The following is a 13,246-nucleotide window of genomic DNA, read 5'->3' as shown; positions in this document are numbered from 1 at the left end:
TATCTTACAGGAATGACATTGCAAACGCGCATTTCTGAAAAGGGTCAGGTCGTCGTTCCCAAGGCGACGCGCGACCGGCTTGGCTGGCAACCGGGAACAGATCTTGACGTGATCGAGACGGGCGACGGTATAATGCTGCGCCGTCGCGCCATGCCCAATACTTTGACGGTCGACGCCGCAGTCGCACGCTTGAGGAGCCTCTATCGGCACGAAGGCGCGCCTGTCCCATTGGAACAGCTGAACTGGTCGGCGGCTGTCGACGATGCCGATCTGTGAAAGCACTCGATACCAATATTCTTGCGCGGTTGATCCTGGCCGATGACGACGCGCAATATGCATCGGCGATCGCGCTGATCGGCCAACCTGTTTGGGTTCCGACCACGGTGTGGATCGAACTGGGCTGGGTCCTGAGCAAGCGGTTGCGACTGGATCGCGCAGTCGTCAGCGACGCCCTTCGCACGATCCTGTTGATTGAGACCGTCCACACCGCCGACCGCGACGGGATCGGCTGGGCGATCGAGCGCTACCGTGCAGGCGCCGATTGGGCCGACATGATTCATCTGATCACGGCGCGCGGTGTCGCCGAGACGTTCGTTACGTTCGATCGCGGCATCGTCGCCCAGGCCGGCCCCGATACCCCCATCGCAATCGAAACCCTTTCCTGATGGCCAAGCTCTATTTCTACTACGCCAGCATGAACGCGGGCAAATCGACCAACCTGCTGCAAGCCGACTTCAACTATCGCGAGCGCGGGATGCGCACCGTCCTGCTCACCGCGGCGATCGACGATCGCTTTGCCGCGGGTACGATCACCTCGCGCATAGGGCTCGCCGCGGATGCGATCGCGTTCGAGCGCGATACCGATCTGGTCGCGGTCGTCGTGCGCGAGGGTGAGACGCCGCCCGCCTGCGTGCTGGTCGACGAAGCGCAGTTCCTGACCGCCGCGCAAGTCGACCAGCTCGCCGAACTCGCGGACGACCACGGTATTCCGGTGCTCGCCTATGGCCTGCGTACCGATTTCCTCGGCGCATTGTTCGAGGGATCGGCGCGGCTGCTGGCGATTGCGGATTCGCTGATCGAGATCAAATCGGTTTGCGCGTGCGGGCGCAAGGCGACGATGAACCTGCGGATGGACTCGAACGGTCGCGCGGTCGCCGAGGGCGCGCAGACCGAGATCGGCGGGAACGACCTGTACATCGCGCTGTGTCGTCGCCATTTCCGGGAAGCGCTTGCCGCCTCCTGACCCGAACGGACCTGAATGACCGACCCCAACCTGCCCTACACCATCGCGGTGTGGCTCATTCCCCTCGTCATCGCGATCGTCTTCCACGAAGTCGCGCACGGCTATGTCGCACGGATCTTCGGTGATCCGACCGCGGACCGGCTCGGACGGCTGACGCTCAACCCGCTCCGCCACGTCGATCCGATCGGCACGGTCGTACTGCCGATGGTGCTTGCGATCGCACATGCACCGATCTTCGGCTGGGCCAAACCCGTGCCGGTCGATGCGTCGCGGCTGCGCAACCCGCGGCGCGACATGATGCTGGTCGCGCTGGCGGGCCCGGCGACAAATTTCGTGCTGGCGACGTTCGCGGCGCTGGCGCTCGGCGCGTTCGTCGGGCTGCATGGCGGGATCCCCGCGCAAGGCGCACCGCATACGGTGGCGGGGTTCGTGTTCGACAGCCTGTACAGCTTCGTGTTGGTCAACGTGTTCCTCGGCGTGTTCAACCTGATCCCGCTGCCGCCCTTCGATGGCGGGCATGTCGTGCAGGGGCTGCTGCCGCGCGCCGCCGCGATCCAATATTCGAAGCTCGCGCGCTTCGGTTTCCCGCTGCTGCTGTTCCTGCTGTTCGTGCTGCCGATGATCAGCCCGCAGGCCGATATCGTCCGCCGCCTGATCGGCCCGATCGCGAGCGCGGTCGCGGACTTCTTCCTTGGCTTCGCGCGGCTGGGCGGGCTGTGAGCGGCATCAACGGCTGGCTGATCCTCGACAAACCGCTCGGGCTCGGGTCGACCGACGGCGTGACCGCCGTGAAGCGCGCGCTGCGCGCGGCGGGCTATGATGCAAGCAAGCGCGGGATCAAGGTCGGGCATGGCGGCACGCTCGATCCGCTCGCGACCGGCGTGCTGCCGATCGCGCTCGGCGCGGCGACCAAGCTGGCCGGGCGGATGCTCGACAGCGACAAGATCTACGACTTTACGATCGGTTTCGGCGCGCAGACCGATACGCTCGACCTCGAGGGCAAGGTCATCGCGACGTCCGACGTGCGCCCGACCCGCGCCGCGGTCGAGGCGGTGCTGGCGCAATTTACCGGACCGATCGACCAGGTCCCGCCGATCTACTCCGCGCTCAAGGTCGATGGCGAACGCGCCTATGATCGCGCCCGCGCGGGCGAGGAGGTGGTGCTCGCGAGCCGCCGGGTGACGATCCACGCCCTCACCGTCACCCCGGCGAAGGCCGGGGCCGCTGGGTTATCTGGCGAGCCGGCTGCCCCAAACGTGACGGCCCCGGCCTCCGCCGGGGTGACGGAGGTCACCCTCACCGCGCACGTCTCCAAGGGCACCTACATCCGCTCCCTTGCGCGCGACATCGCGATCGCGCTCGGCACGGTCGGGCATGTCACCATGCTTCGCCGCACCAAGGCCGGTCCGTTCGACCTGTCCCACGCGATATCGCTGGACAAACTGGCCGAATTCGGTCAAGCGCGCACCCTTGAACACAATCTCCTGCCGTTGAGGGCGGGGCTGGACGACATCCCGGCTCTATCCCTCACCCCCGATCAGGCAGGGCTGCTCCGACAGGGGCGGGTGTTGGTCGGGATTGCCGCAGACGATGGCCCCTACTTCGCGACGTTGGACGACAGTCCGGTTGCCTTGGTGGAGGTTCAGGACCGCGAGGTCCGCGTCGTTCGTGGCTTCAACCTGTGACGATGTCGAAGGAAGACTGAAATGACGATCACTGCAGAGCGCAAGGATGCGCTCGTCAAGGAACATGGCCGCGTCGAAGGCGACACCGGCAGCCCCGAAGTCCAGGTCGCGATCCTCACCGAGCGCATTCGCAACCTGACCGAGCACTTCAAGGGCCACAAGAAAGACAACCATTCGCGTCGCGGTCTGCTGATGATGGTCAACAAGCGGCGTTCGCTGCTCGACTATCTCCGTCACAAGGACGGTCAGCGGTATCTCGACCTGATCGCGAAGCTCGGTCTTCGCAAGTAACACCGGGGGGCGGCCGAAAGGTCGCCCCTTTTGGCATTCCGGCCCGACATCGGGCCTAACAAGTTCGGGCGCAGCGGCCCTTTAAGCGACGTTGCGCACCTGGACCCCGGCCTTCGCCGGGGAAGTGCAGAGGGAACGGCAATTCGGCCCTTCCGTCGGGAGCGATCAAGCGCTCCAGACCGCGCGGACCGGTTAGTCCGCACAGTGGCCCCGTCGGCATCCGGCCGGCGGTGTTGAAGGAAAAAGCATGTTCGATACCAAGACCGTAACCACCCAATGGGGTGGCAAGACGCTGACGCTGGAAACCGGCCGCGTCGCGCGCCAGGCTGACGGCGCCGTGATGGCAACGCTCGGCGAGACCGTGGTGCTCTGCGCCGTGACCGCCGCGAAGTCGGTGAAGGAAGGCCAGGACTTCTTCCCGCTGACCGTTCACTATCAGGAAAAATATTCGGCTGCCGGCCGTATCCCCGGTGGCTTCTTCAAGCGTGAGCGCGGTGCGACCGAGAAGGAAACGCTGACCAGCCGCCTGATCGACCGCCCGATCCGCCCGTTGTTCCCGGAAGGGTTCTACAACGAGATCAACGTGATCTGCCAGGTCCTGTCGTATGACGGCGAGAACGAGCCGGACATGCTGGCGATGGTTGCAGCATCGGCTGCGCTGACCATCTCGGGCGTCCCCTTCATGGGCCCGATCGGCGCGGCACGCGTCGGCTACATCGATGGCGAGTACATCCTCAACCCGACGGTCGAGCAGATCAAGGCAGGCGAGCTCGATCTCGTCGTCGCTGCGACCGGCGATGCCGTGATGATGGTCGAATCCGAAGCCAAGGAGCTTTCGGAAGAGGTCATGCTCGGCGCGGTCCAGTTCGCGCACAAGGCGTGCCGCGAAGTCTGCAACCTCGTCATCGATCTGGCCGAGCAGGCTGCCAAGGATCCGTGGGAAATGCCGGCACAGAGCGATCTGACCGCCGCCAAGGACAAGCTGCGCAAGCTCGTCGGTGCCGACATTGCCGCCGCCTATAAGGTGACCGACAAGTCCAAGCGTTCGACGATGCTGTACGAAGTCCGCGCCAAGGCGCGCGAGGCGTTCGCCGATGCAGCCCCGCAGGACCAGATGGCAGCCGGCAAGCTCGTCAAGAAGCTCGAGGGCGAGATCGTCCGTGGCGCGATCCTCAAGGATGGCACGCGCATCGACGGCCGCACCACCACGCAGATCCGTCCGATCGAAGCGATGGTGCACTTCCTGCCGCGCGCACATGGTTCGGCGCTGTTCACCCGCGGAGAGACGCAGGCGATCTGCACGACCACGCTCGGCACCAAGGACGCGGAGCAGATGATCGACGGGCTGACCGGCCTGTCGTACGAGAACTTCATGCTCCACTATAACTTCCCGCCCTATTCGGTCGGTGAAGTCGGCCGCTTCGGTGCGCCGGGTCGTCGTGAAGTCGGCCATGGCAAGCTCGCCTGGCGCGCGCTGCATCCGGTGCTGCCGTCGAAGGACGAGTTCCCGTACACGATCCGCGTCCTGTCGGACATCACCGAGAGCAACGGCTCGTCGTCGATGGCGACGGTCTGCGGCGGTTCGCTGTCGATGATGGACGCTGGTGTCCCGTTGAAGCGTCCGGTTTCGGGCATCGCGATGGGCCTGATCCTCGAGGGCAAGGACTTTGCGGTTCTCTCGGACATCCTCGGCGACGAGGATCACCTCGGCGACATGGACTTCAAGGTCGCAGGGACCGAAGCCGGCATCACCACGATGCAGATGGACATCAAGATCGCCGGCATCACCGACGAGATCATGCGTGTCGCTTTGGCACAGGCCAAGGAAGGCCGCGCGCATATCCTCGGCGAGATGAACAAGGCGCTCGATTCGACGCGGACCGAGCTGTCGGCCCACGCGCCGCGGATCGAGACGCTGCAGATCGACAAGTCGAAGATCCGGGAAGTGATCGGCACCGGCGGCAAGGTGATCCGCGAGATCGTCGCGCAGACCGGCGCGAAGGTTGACATCGACGACGAGGGCCTGATCAAGATCAGCTCGTCCGACACCGCGCAGATCGAAGCCGCGATCAAGTGGATCAAGGGCATCGTCGAGGAAGCCGAAGTCGGCAAGATCTATGACGGCAAGGTCGTCAACCTCGTCGATTTCGGGGCGTTCGTGAACTTCATGGGTGGCAAGGACGGTCTCGTCCACGTGTCCGAAATCAAGAACGAGCGCGTCGAGAAGGTCTCGGACGCGCTGAGCGAAGGCCAGGACGTCAAGGTCAAGGTCCTCGAGATCGATCCGCGCGGCAAGGTTCGCCTGTCGATGCGCGTCGTCGACCAGGAGACCGGTGCCGAGATCGAGGACACCCGTCCGGCGCGCGAAGAGCGTCCGCGCGGTGAAGGCCGTGGCGATCGTGGCCCGCGTCGCGATGGCGACGGTGGTCGTCCGCCGCGCAGCGAAGGCGGTGGCGGTCGTGGTGACGGCGGTGGTCGTGGCGAAGGTCGTGGCCCGCGCCGTGACGGCGACGGTGGTCGCGGTCCGCGTCGGGACGGCGGTGCCGGTGGCGCAGAGCGCGCCCCGCGCAGCGACAAGCAGAGCGACGACGACGGCCCCGCGCCCGAGTTCGCGCCGGCTTTCCTGACCGGCGATCGCGACTGACACCCGTACCAGGGCGCAGGCACAAGGGGGGCTCGGAGCGATCCGGGCCCCTTTTGCATGTGCCGGAAAAATGCGGCACGATCGCTGTCGTCGACGGCCATCCAACCGCCGCGCGGCACCGTTCACGTTTTTACGAGCGATCGACGTCGTTGATCTGTATGAGCTTTCCATGATCTCTGAAGATGTTCGGAACCCGGCCGTGCTGGCGCCGGCCTTGCGGTTTCTCGCCGGTGGTGGCCGGGCGACGCAGCTGATCCTGGATCGCGACTGGTCCGATCATCCGTTGGGGGATCCCGCCGGCTGGCCCGACATTCTCAAATCGAACCTGAGCACGATTCTCAATTCGCCGGAATCGATGATCCTTGCATGGGGCGAAGACCGGCTGAGCTTTTTCTTCAACCAGACGTACATCCCCTTGCTCGGCCCGCGCGTGTCGTGGGCGATGGGGTGCCAGTTCAAGGAGGTCTGGGCGGACGGATGGGACCAGGCCAAGCCGATCATCGACGATGCCTTCGCCGGACGAAGCCAGCGCTTCAGCGACCTTCCGTGGAAACTCGATACCGATCGCGGCGCGGCGGATACGTGGTTTTCCTTCTCCTATTCCCGCATCCTCGATGCGAAGGGCGACATCGCCGGCCTGTTCATCCTGACCAACGAGACGACGGATCGCGTGCTGAGCGACGCCGCCTTGTTGCGGGCGCAGGCCGACCTGATCCAGCTGAACGCCACGCTGGAGCAGCAGGTCGCCGCCCGCACGGCCGATCGCAACCGTCTTTGGCAATTGTCCTCCGACATCATGCTCGTCGCCGACTTCGATGGCACGATCAAGGCGGTCAACCCGGCATGGACCCAGACCCTGGGGTGGGCGGATACCGAGTTGATCGGGCACCCCCTGTTCGCCTTCATCCATCCCGACGACCTTGCCAGCACGATCGCGGCCGCGCAGGGGATCGGCGAAGGTCGTGCCTTTGCTCGCTTCGGCAACCGGTATCGCCACAAGGACGGCAGCTACCGCGACATCGTCTGGAACGCCGGGCCGGGCGACGGCAAGATCATTGCGGTGGGGCGAGATTCGACCGAGGAGCAGGCACAGGCCCGCGCGCTCGAAGCAGCCGAGGGACAGCTCCGCCAGGCGCAGAAGATGGAAGCCGTCGGGCAATTGACCGGCGGCATCGCGCACGACTTCAACAACCTGCTGACCGGCGTGATGGGCAACCTCGAATTGCTGGAACTGCGCATCGCACGCGGTCAGACCGACGATGCCGAACGCTTCATCGCGGCCGCGCAGCAAGCCAGCCGGCGCGCCGCGTCCCTGACTCAGCGCCTGCTGGCCTTCTCCCGGCGCCAGACGCTCGACCCGCGCCCGACTGACGTCAACCGCCTCATCACCGGCGTGGAAGATCTGCTGCGCCGGACCGTGGGGCCAGCGACCGCGATCCGGATCGTCGGGACGCCGGACCTGTGGACCGCGATGATCGACCCCGCGCAGTTCGAGAATGCGTTGCTCAACCTGTGCATCAACGCGCGCGACGCCATGCCCGACGGCGGGGACCTGACGATCGAGACCGACAATCTCTGGCTGGACGCCGCTGGCGCGCGCGAGCGCGACTTGCCCCCCGGCCCCTACCTCACCGTATGCGTGACGGACACGGGCACGGGCATGTCGGCGGACACGATCGACCATGCGTTCGAACCCTTCTTCACGACCAAGCCGATCGGCCAGGGCACGGGACTTGGCCTGTCGATGATCTACGGGTTCGCGCGCCAGTCCGGGGGGCAGGTGCGGATCACCTCCGAGCTTGGGCAGGGATCGACGATCTGCCTCTATCTGCCGCAGCATGTCGGCGATGCCGTACCGCACGACGAGCCCCCCGTGAGCGGCGCGATTCCGGTCAAGGGTCGCGGCACGATCCTGCTGGTCGATGACGAAGCCAGCATTCGCCATCTTATCGACGAAATCCTCGACGAGCTCGGCTATACCGTGATCGGCGCGGCGGATGGCGCCGCTGGGATCAAGGTGCTCCAATCGGGTGCGAAGATCGATCTGCTGATTACCGACGTGGGTTTGCCCAACGGGATGAACGGTCGACAGGTGGCGGATCTGGCGCGGCTGCTGCGACCCGATCTGAAGGTGCTGTTCGTGACGGGCTATGCCGAGCATGCGGCGCTCGGCGACAAGCACCTCGAAACCGGGATGGAGCTGCTGACCAAACCGTTCAGCCTGCACCAGCTGATCGACAAGGTTGCCAGCATGATGCCAGTTGTACCCGAAGACCCGATGCTTCGGACCCCGCCCCGCCTGCCCTGACGCCCTGACGCCCGGGGGGCTCTGCGGCATCGGTGCAGCGAAGTCGTCCGCCGCACCCGTGTCATATCTCGCGGGCAAAAGCGCTCCGAAGGGGATTTCGAATGACGATCATGCGCCGGTTTCGCACGCTTCTATGGGTTGCCATGGCCGCCACCTCGCTTCCGGCCGGTGCGTCCGCGGACGAGCGCTTGGTCGCGCCCGCCGGGTTGACGGTCGATCGCACCGTGGTGGTGATGCGCCACGGCGTGCGGCCGCCGACCAAGGCGCAGCCGATGCCGGAAGGGGTGGCACGCGATCCCTGGCCACGCTGGCCGGTCGCCCCCGGCTGGCTCACCCCCCATGGCGCCGCCGCGGTGGAAGCGATCGCGTCGGCCGATCGCGCAGCGTTCCTCGAGACACGACTGCTGCCGGCGCACGCCTGTCCGACGCGCATCGCGCTTCTCGCCGACAGCGACCAGCGCACCATCGCCACCGCCCGGTCCTATGCCGATGGCCTAGCCCCCGGCTGCGCCCTGTCGATCGAGCATCACGCACAGGATACCCCCGATCCCCTGTTCGACCAGATCGACGGCGGACATGCCCCGCTCGACCCGGCGCGCGCGCAGGCGGCCGTTGCGGCAGCCGTGGGCCCGGGCGGCATCGCGACGATCGAGGCTCGGGTGCGGCCGCTGCTCGCGCGGCTCGACCAGGTGCTTTGCGGGCGCGCAGCGAGCGCCACGAGTTGCGGGATTGCACGGGAGCCCACGACGATCGCGCCCGCCACCGAACGCGGCCGCCCGAAACTCCGCGGGGCACTCGATCGCGCGTCGACCGCGGCCCAGATCCTGCTCCTCGAATATGCGGACGGAAAACCCGCCGCGGACGTCGGCTGGGGTCGTGTCACCGCTGACGAGATCACCGCGTTCGGAGCGTTCCATGCGCTCGAATTCGCCATGCTGGCGCGGCCGCCCTATCTCGCCGCGCGCAACATGGCGGGCCTGTCGCCGCGAATCATCGGATGGCTGGCGGACGCATCGCCCGATGCACCAACGCTCGCGATGATCGCGGGGCATGATACCAACATCGCCAATCTGGCCGGCCTGCTGGGCTTGCACTGGCGCGTCCCCGGCATTGCGGTGGATGATCCGGTTCCGGGCGGCGCCATCCTGATCGAGCGGTTGAGCGACGCCGCGGGCAATCATTTCATCCGCGCAGCATATCGCGCGCAATCGCTGGACGAACTCCGCGCCGGCACGGCCCGGGCACCGTATCGCCAGCGCCTGCCGATCGCCGGATGCACCGCGCGGGGCATCCCCGGCCTGTGCACGCTCGACGCGTTCGCCGCGAAGCTGAACGGCTAGCGGATCACGCCGCTGCCGACACCGGCCGTCCCAGCAGAAACCCCTGGCAAAGCCGGATCCCGAGGCCGCGGAGGGTCTCGAGCTCTCCCACCGTCTCGATCCCCTCGGCGAGCGGCTCGATCCCGATGGCCTGCGCCATCGCGACGATCGCCGCGACAATCGCGCGCCTGGTGGCGGATTGATCGACATCGCGGATCAGCGCCATGTCGATCTTGAGCACATCGGGGCGCAGCTCGGCCAACAGGCCCAGCCCGGCGTAGCCCGCCCCGAAATCGTCGATCGCGGTCGTGAAGCCCCGCTCGCGATAGGCGGAGACGATCCGGCGGAGATGCGGGACATCGCGCATCTTCTCGTTTTCGGTGAATTCGAACATCAGCCTGCCGGGATCGAACCGCGCACGCCCCGCCGCCGCGAGGGTGGCGCGGATACAGGCGTTGGGTTCGTACACCGCGTTCGGCATGAAGTTGATCGACAGCTTCAGCGTGGGATCGGCCGGCAACAGCGCGGCGGCCAACTCGACCGCCTTGACCCGACACGCCTGATCGAACCCGTAGACGAGATCGGGATCGACCTGGTCGAGCACGAAGCCGGCGCTTTCGCCCGCCATGCCCCGGACCAGGGCTTCATACCCCCACACCCGGTCGGCCGCGATGTCCACGATGGGTTGAAACGCCATGGTGAAGTCGAACGGCAAGGTAGTGCCCGCTCGGCACCCGCGACAACCGGCCGGAAACGCGGCTTCGCTGAAAAAGGCGTTCGGCTGCATAAACGTCATGACCAGTCACACACCTTGCCCATCGCGTTACGCGGAAGGGCAGACCCGAAGGTGTACGCCGTAGGGCGCTGTTCGGGAAGCAAAAGTCGGTGCGCATGCTGTCGCAGCCGGTCGTGCAGAATGTCCGTATCCTCCGTCCCGGACGGAACGACGTATGCCTTCAGCCGATGATGCTCGCCGAGCCTTACGCTGATCTCCGAAACCCCGGGGCCTCGTCGCAGAACCGCGGCGACCTGTTCGGGCCAGACGTTGACGCCGCCGACCTGTACCGCGCCATCGTTACGGCCACCGATGGCAAACCGACCGTCGGGTGTCATTGCCAGGCGATCCGGAAGCACGCGCGCCGAGCCCTGCTGGTCGACGATCGTCGCGGCGTCCGCACCGATCGGCGCGACGAATTGCCATCTCGGCAGCAAGGCATATGGGGCGTCCGGAGCCTGGCGAACCGCGATACCGCCGGTTTCGGACGTGCCATAGACATCGTACAGCGCAGCGAGACCGGCCGACCGCAGGTCGCCCGCCAGGCCATCGTCAAGCGGCGCGCCCGCGCTGACGCCACAGACGCGATCCGGCCAGCGCGTGATCGACCGCGCCACCGCGGCCCAATGATCCGGAACCCCGACGAGAAGATCGCCGGTCTCGAGCCGCGGCAATGCCGCGACCGACGCCGACACCACAGGAACGTCCAGCATGGCCGGCAGCAAGGCTGTCCACAGCAGACCGTAGATGTGATGGGCCGGAGCGAGCGCGATGACGCGGCGGACCGGGGGAAGCACCGAAGCGAAATGCGCGGCTTCGTCCCGGAGGTCCTGAAGCGCGTGCGGGCAGCGTTTCGGCCGGCCGGTCGATCCCGATGTCATGACGTTCAGCGTCGCGTCGCCGCGACGCTGAACCGCAGCGATCGCGTCCAGCCACTGCCCCACGGTCGCCGGTTGTTCGCGTTCGCCATCGGACGGAAGCGCATCGAGGTCGAACATCTCGTACAGCGCCGCAGCGGCATGCACGAGTTCGAGCGAATCCAGCTCGATCGATCCGACCGTGAGCGTCCGCGCATCGCTCCATGCGATCGGATCCACGGCGATCCCGGCCGCAGCACCGCCGCGCGTGCGAGCGATCTCGGCGGTTACGAGCGATGCGACGATCCGGCGCAGCGCCTCGCGCGGCAGGGGGGATCCTGTCATGCGGCGGCGGGCAGGGCCGCGCGCGTATAGACGCGGTTCCTGCCGGCATGCTTCGCCGCATAGAGCTGCGCATCCCCGAGCCCGATCAGCCCTTCGACGCTGGAGCAGGCATCGGAGGCGGTCACGCACCCGAAGCTCGCGGTGATCCGCAGCGGCCCGGCGTCGGCCGTAACGACCATCGCTTCCACGCTCTGGCGCAGGCGGTCCGCGATCCGCGCCGCTTCGTCGAGCGGGGTGTTCGGCAAGAGAACCGCGAATTCCTCGCCCCCCAGTCGGGCGAACAGATCCGCGGGGCGCAGCATCGCGCTGCAAACCTGAGTCAGTTGCTTCAGAACCACGTCGCCGGTCGGATGCCCGTAGGTATCGTTGACCGCCTTGAAGTGATCGACGTCCAGCAGGATCAGCGACAGCGGCTGGCGATCCTGGCGCCACCGCCGTTGCTCGCGCTCGAACGCCTGCAGGAAATGCGTGCGATTGGCCGCGCCGGTCAGGTGATCGCACAGCAGCATCCGACGCAGATCCGACGTGTCCGACTCATCGCGCGCGACATCCCGCAACACGACGAAATAGCCTCCGCAGGCCCCCCGCTCGCCGGCCGGGCGTACCGCGAACAACCGCTGGCACCAATAGCGCTCGCCCGTGCTGCGCTGCTGCCAGCTTTCGTCGAGATACCAGCCGTCGCGTTCGGCAAGGCGCAATTGATCGGATAGGGACAGCGTTCCGGACGCCGTGTCGGTGTTGAGGATCGCGTCGAGCGCCTCCCCCGCGACATCCTCGATCCGGCGGCCGGTCTGCCGGGCGAAGGCCGCGTTGACCCCGTCGATGATCCCTTCGGGCGTCAGCGACAGGACGGCGTAGTCGTTGACGCCGCTGATCAGCGAGCCGAACCATGTCTCGGTCTGTTTGAGCCGTCGTTCCTGCGCGACCTGGACGGTGATTTCGGTGAAGGTCGCCATCGCTCGGTCCGCCCCCAGCTTGACCAGCGTACAGGCGAGCACCTTGGGATCCTTGCCCTTCCGAACCGCGCCGATGTCGACGGCGATACGATGGCCATCACAGACTGTTCCGCGCTCCTTGCCATAGTCGTCGAACAGATTACGCAGCTCCGGCGCGCACCCCTCGAGCATCGCGAACAGGTTCGCGGGATCCCGCGTGCCCGCCATCGGCAGCAGATGCTTCATCGCATAGGGGTTGATCATCAGGATCTCCCCAGCGCTGTCGAACTGTACGAGGCCCACTGGACAGGCGTACAGAAACTCCAGCAACTGCTGATGATCGCGCTCGAGATCGTCTCGCATGCCGCGCCTTATCGCTCGATCAGGATGTAGTTCAGCGGTTCCGTCGGGGCGGCCAGCAAGCGCAGCCGAACGCGGGTCGGTCGCATCCGCAACGTCAGCACGTACGGCACGATCTCATCCAGTAGCGCTTCGTCCTCAAAGCGTTGAGCGACCATGAAATTGTTCATGCACTGCGCCACGGCGTCGAAGAACGACACGCCGATCACCGCGTCGCGATCCAGTCCCGCCATATGGGCTTCGGTGGCGTTGTACACGACCACGATCCCCGAGGCATCCAGCCCCACCACGCCAAACGGCAGCTGGTCGCGGTCCGGCGCGTCCATGCCTGCAAGACCAGCAAGGGGAATCTCTTCGAACGATGTTAACACGGACACCACCATCTTCTTGACGATGGTGGCTTACCCTCTGAAGGTTAACGACATCCACCATATGCGGGACGTTTGCGCGGGTTGCCGGCACGATCGTGCTGTCGCGCGGGGAC

13 protein-coding genes are annotated in these 13,246 nt (G+C 66.2%); 9 read left to right on the top strand and 4 right to left on the bottom strand.

Annotated features, from left to right (window positions below; translation table 11 throughout):
* Nucleotides 1-12: 12 nt before the first annotated feature.
* The 9 genes from L8G49_RS18990 to L8G49_RS18950 all read left to right on the top strand — a co-directional run bounded on the left by L8G49_RS18990 (nt 13) and on the right by L8G49_RS18950 (nt 9,511).
* On the top strand, nt 13-276 hold the full coding sequence (locus tag L8G49_RS18990; protein ID WP_242140272.1) for an AbrB/MazE/SpoVT family DNA-binding domain-containing protein: 264 nt from the start codon (nt 13-15) through the stop codon (nt 274-276).
* Nucleotides 273-665, top strand: a complete 393-nt coding sequence (locus tag L8G49_RS18985) for a type II toxin-antitoxin system VapC family toxin (protein ID WP_242187362.1) — start codon at nt 273-275, stop codon at nt 663-665. Before L8G49_RS18990 ends, L8G49_RS18985 begins: the two co-directional genes overlap by 4 nt.
* The gene (locus L8G49_RS18980; RefSeq protein ID WP_242187361.1) at nt 665-1,243 is read left to right on the top strand and encodes a thymidine kinase; all 579 of its coding nucleotides are present in this window, start codon (nt 665-667) and stop codon (nt 1,241-1,243) included. The genes L8G49_RS18985 and L8G49_RS18980 overlap by 1 nt, the downstream gene beginning before the upstream one ends.
* A 15-nt stretch (nt 1,244-1,258) precedes the next feature.
* Nucleotides 1,259-1,963, top strand: a complete 705-nt coding sequence (locus tag L8G49_RS18975; protein ID WP_242187360.1) for a site-2 protease family protein — start codon at nt 1,259-1,261, stop codon at nt 1,961-1,963.
* On the top strand, nt 1,960-2,928 hold the full coding sequence (gene truB / locus L8G49_RS18970; protein WP_242187359.1) for a tRNA pseudouridine(55) synthase TruB: 969 nt from the start codon (nt 1,960-1,962) through the stop codon (nt 2,926-2,928). Before L8G49_RS18975 ends, truB begins: the two co-directional genes overlap by 4 nt.
* 21 nt (nt 2,929-2,949) lie before the next feature.
* Nucleotides 2,950-3,219 (top strand): 30S ribosomal protein S15, encoded by a 270-nt coding sequence (gene rpsO, locus L8G49_RS18965; RefSeq protein WP_010160983.1) that lies wholly within the window; start codon nt 2,950-2,952, stop codon nt 3,217-3,219.
* Nucleotides 3,220-3,466: 247 nt separating this feature from the next.
* Nucleotides 3,467-5,863: a polyribonucleotide nucleotidyltransferase gene (gene pnp, locus L8G49_RS18960; protein WP_242187358.1), complete on the top strand. Its 2,397-nt coding sequence runs from the start codon at nt 3,467-3,469 to the stop codon at nt 5,861-5,863.
* A 169-nt stretch (nt 5,864-6,032) separates the two neighbouring features.
* Nucleotides 6,033-8,171 (top strand): PAS domain-containing sensor histidine kinase, encoded by a 2,139-nt coding sequence (locus L8G49_RS18955; protein ID WP_242187357.1) that lies wholly within the window; start codon nt 6,033-6,035, stop codon nt 8,169-8,171.
* 101 nt (nt 8,172-8,272) lie between these two features.
* Nucleotides 8,273-9,511, top strand: coding sequence for a histidine-type phosphatase (locus L8G49_RS18950; RefSeq protein WP_242187356.1), 1,239 nt, complete (start codon nt 8,273-8,275; stop codon nt 9,509-9,511).
* 4 nt (nt 9,512-9,515) lie between these two features.
* Here L8G49_RS18950 and L8G49_RS18945 read toward each other — a convergent pair whose 3' ends face one another.
* From L8G49_RS18945 to L8G49_RS18930, 4 genes are all read right to left on the bottom strand, one after another.
* The gene (locus L8G49_RS18945) at nt 9,516-10,187 is read right to left on the bottom strand and encodes an EAL domain-containing protein (RefSeq protein WP_242187355.1); all 672 of its coding nucleotides are present in this window, start codon (nt 10,185-10,187) and stop codon (nt 9,516-9,518) included.
* Between the two features lie 95 nt (nt 10,188-10,282).
* Nucleotides 10,283-11,467, bottom strand: a complete 1,185-nt coding sequence (locus L8G49_RS18940; RefSeq protein WP_242187354.1) for an AMP-binding protein — start codon at nt 11,465-11,467, stop codon at nt 10,283-10,285.
* Nucleotides 11,464-12,765: a sensor domain-containing diguanylate cyclase gene (locus tag L8G49_RS18935; RefSeq protein WP_242187352.1), complete on the bottom strand. Its 1,302-nt coding sequence runs from the start codon at nt 12,763-12,765 to the stop codon at nt 11,464-11,466. The genes L8G49_RS18940 and L8G49_RS18935 overlap by 4 nt, the downstream gene beginning before the upstream one ends.
* A gap of 8 nt (nt 12,766-12,773) precedes the next feature.
* Nucleotides 12,774-13,088, bottom strand: coding sequence for a PAS domain-containing protein (locus L8G49_RS18930; protein ID WP_242187351.1), 315 nt, complete (start codon nt 13,086-13,088; stop codon nt 12,774-12,776).
* Nucleotides 13,089-13,246: the final 158 nt, after the last annotated feature.

It is taken from the genome of Sphingomonas sp. CARO-RG-8B-R24-01 (assembly GCF_022662295.1).
Classification (GTDB): Bacteria; Pseudomonadota; Alphaproteobacteria; order Sphingomonadales; family Sphingomonadaceae; genus Sphingomonas.
This window is presented reverse-complemented; position numbering and strand designations above follow the sequence as displayed.

Bases quoted from the DNA above. Each gene is read 5' to 3' on its own strand.
- L8G49_RS18950 (WP_242187356.1), top strand. From the start codon at position 8,273: ATGACGATCATGCGCCGGTTTCGCACGCTTCTATGGGTTGCCATGGCC.
- L8G49_RS18980 (WP_242187361.1), top strand. From the start codon at position 665: ATGGCCAAGCTCTATTTCTACTACGCCAGCATGAACGCGGGCAAATCG.
- L8G49_RS18930 (WP_242187351.1), bottom strand. From the start codon at position 13,088: ATGGACGCGCCGGACCGCGACCAGCTGCCGTTTGGCGTGGTGGGGCTG.
- L8G49_RS18935 (WP_242187352.1), bottom strand. From the start codon at position 12,765: ATGCGAGACGATCTCGAGCGCGATCATCAGCAGTTGCTGGAGTTTCTG.
- L8G49_RS18940 (WP_242187354.1), bottom strand. From the start codon at position 11,467: ATGACAGGATCCCCCCTGCCGCGCGAGGCGCTGCGCCGGATCGTCGCA.
- L8G49_RS18955 (WP_242187357.1), top strand. From the start codon at position 6,033: ATGATCTCTGAAGATGTTCGGAACCCGGCCGTGCTGGCGCCGGCCTTG.
- L8G49_RS18975 (WP_242187360.1), top strand. From the start codon at position 1,259: ATGACCGACCCCAACCTGCCCTACACCATCGCGGTGTGGCTCATTCCC.
- rpsO (WP_010160983.1), top strand. From the start codon at position 2,950: ATGACGATCACTGCAGAGCGCAAGGATGCGCTCGTCAAGGAACATGGC.
- L8G49_RS18945 (WP_242187355.1), bottom strand. From the start codon at position 10,187: ATGGCGTTTCAACCCATCGTGGACATCGCGGCCGACCGGGTGTGGGGG.
- pnp (WP_242187358.1), top strand. From the start codon at position 3,467: ATGTTCGATACCAAGACCGTAACCACCCAATGGGGTGGCAAGACGCTG.
- L8G49_RS18990 (WP_242140272.1), top strand. From the start codon at position 13: ATGACATTGCAAACGCGCATTTCTGAAAAGGGTCAGGTCGTCGTTCCC.